This window comes from Deltaproteobacteria bacterium (genome assembly GCA_020848905.1).
GTDB lineage: Bacteria > Myxococcota_A > Polyangia.
Window position 1 is genome coordinate 1 of sequence record JADLHG010000024.1, and the last position, 2546, is coordinate 2546.

Annotated in this window: 1 protein-coding gene; it reads right to left on the minus strand. The window is 73.8% G+C overall.

Annotation, left to right across the window (positions count from 1 at the left end; genetic code table 11):
- A partial coding sequence (locus IT371_10110; GenBank protein MCC6748001.1) for a DUF4062 domain-containing protein occupies positions 1–2379 on the minus strand: 2379 nt, incomplete at its 3' end.
- Between the last annotated feature and the right edge of the window lie 167 nt (positions 2380–2546).

Consider the following 2546-nt stretch of genomic DNA (forward strand, 5'->3'; position numbering starts at 1 on the left):
CTCGTCCGAGAACCAGGCCTGATCCCACAGCGCGAGCCCCAGGTTGTACTGGGTCGTCGCCCACTCCTCGGGCAGGGCCTCCTGCGTTCGGACCTCGAGTGCGGACCGATAGGCTTGGACGGTCTCGGCCAGGAGACGCACGCGCTCGTCGCCACGCACGCCGCGCGCCTGCCGCCACAGCGCGGAGGCGAGGTTGTACTGCGTCGTCGCCCAACGCAGGGGAAGCGCCTCGCGCGTGTGGATCCCGAGGGCGGCGCGATGGGCGGCGACGGCCTCCGTCAGCAGCCGCGCACGCTCGGCGCCTTCGGACTCGTCGGCCAGATCCCCGAGCGCGTTGCCCAGGTTGCTCTGCGCCATCGCGAAGCTCTGGGGACGGGCATCGCGCGTGTCCACCTCGAGGGCCGAACGATACGCCGCAACGGCCTCGGTGAGCAGCCGCGTGCGCTCGGCGCCCTGGGTTTCGTACGCCTGATCCCCGAGCGCCGAGCCGAGCTCGTTCTGGGTGGTCGCCCAGTCCTGGGGCTGCGCCGGGCGGGTGCGCACCTCGAGCGCCGCTCGACACGCCGAGACGGACTCGGCCAGCAGCCGGGCGCGCTCGGCGCCAGAAGACTCGGCGGCCCGCTTGCGGAGGGCGATGGCGAGCGTCGTCTGCGTGTCTGCCCAGTGCTCGGGCCGAGTCTCTCGCGTACGCACCTCGAGCGCAGCGCTGCACGCCCGGATGGACGCATCGAGCAGCAGCGCGCGTCGGGCCGCCTCGGACCCGCTCGCCTCGTTCACGAGCATCGCGGCGAGGTTGTGCCTCGTCTGCGCCCACTCCTGGGGCAGGGCCTCGCGCGTATGGACCGAAAGCACCCTGCGGTAGCCCGTCACGGCCTCGTTGAACAGCCGTACGCGGTCGGACCCCGTGGCGTCGCTGGCCACTGCGCCGAGCGCGGTGGCGAGGTTGCTCTGCGCCAACGCCCAGTCCTCGGGTTGGGCTTCGCGCGTGTAGACCTCGAGCACCGATCGGTACACCGCGATCGACTCGGTCAGCAGCCGCGTGCGGTCGGCGCCGTCGGCCTCGGTCGCCTGCTCCCCGAGCGCGGCGCCCAGGTTGTTCCGGGTCATCGCCCAGTCGAGGGGGTGCGCCTCTCGGGTGCGCACCTCGAGGGCGGCTCGGTAGGCTGCGATCGCCGCCGACCGCAACGTGGGGATGGCCGGGCCCTCGGCGGCGGCCGACGCCGCGAAGGTCGCGTCGCCCAGCGCGTGCTCGAGGTCCGCCCACGCCGTGGGATGCGCCGATCGCGGGGCCAGCTCGAGGGCGCCCTCGAACGCCGTCATGGCGGCGACGTGTTTCCCGGCCGCATCCAGGGACTGACCCTCCAGCGTGCGTGCTTCGCGCTCCTGGTCGCGCGCCGCGTCGGCCTCCCGCGTCGCGCGGGCGGCCAGCCGTTCGGCCGCCAGACGCCGCCTCTGGGCGCTCTGCGCCGCGAGCCCCGCGTTCTCGGCTGCTGCGAAGAACCTGCGTTCGCCGAATGCCGCCAACGCCCGGTCCATCTCGCTCGCAGCCGGATCCGCGTTGACCGCCGCCACGAACAGCGCCATCCCGGCGCGGATCTCCGCGGCCGGCGTCTGCTCGCGGCGCGCCACGCCCTCGATCGCGCGCTCGAGGAGCTCCTCGTCGGTGAGGTGGAGCTTCGCCAGCTGGGCCGACTGCAGCGCGTACACCTCGGCGACGCTCCGTAGGTAGCTCCGTTGACGATCGAGCTCCGTCTGCATCGCGGCGACCGTCCGGTCGGTCGACGTGGTGCGACCGTACAGCCACCACAGGCCCCCTCCCAGCAGCGCGGCGATCCCGAGGCTCGCCACCATCCCTCGCCGGAGCCATCGGCGCGATCGCCCGAGGTCGGCCGAGAGGTGCTCGACCCGATCCTGCAGGGCATGGACGCGCGCGGACAGCTGCTCCCGCGTCGCGACGGCCTCGAAGAGATGATCGCCCCGCTGGAGCGCCGCTCGATGCGCCCGCTGCAGAGCCTGGCGCTCGGCGTCCTCGGGCTCGTGCGCGTCGTACGGGAAGCCCTCCCCGCAAACGAACACGTAGAGGCGCTTCCCGAGCTCCCGCCCCACGTCCCACTCGAGCTGGGTGTAGCTTCGCCGGGGCTCCCCGTCCGCCCGCTCGGTGGGCTCCGCGCCGTACAGCCGTCCGGCGATGTGGATCACGGCCTGGCAGCCCGCGATGCGACCCCGCAGCATCTCGCGCACGGACCGGCCGTCGGGCGGGAAGCTCGTCTGCTCGACGGGCACGCACCCCAGCGTGAGCAAGGCTTCCATCACCGAGCGTCGGCACGAGCCGAGGTCCCGGGACGTGGCGCTGATGAAGATCTCAGGCCTGTCCGGCACGTGGAGGGACCTCCCGGGCGGAGGATACCCCGGCCCGGTTCGGCACGGGGGGGCGCCGGACGCAAGAAGGGCCTCGGGAAGGGGGGGGCGGCGGGGGGGGAAGGCGACCGGCCGTCGCGAGCGGGACGTCATCGCCCGCCTCCTCCCCCCGCGCCCCCCTCCTCCGC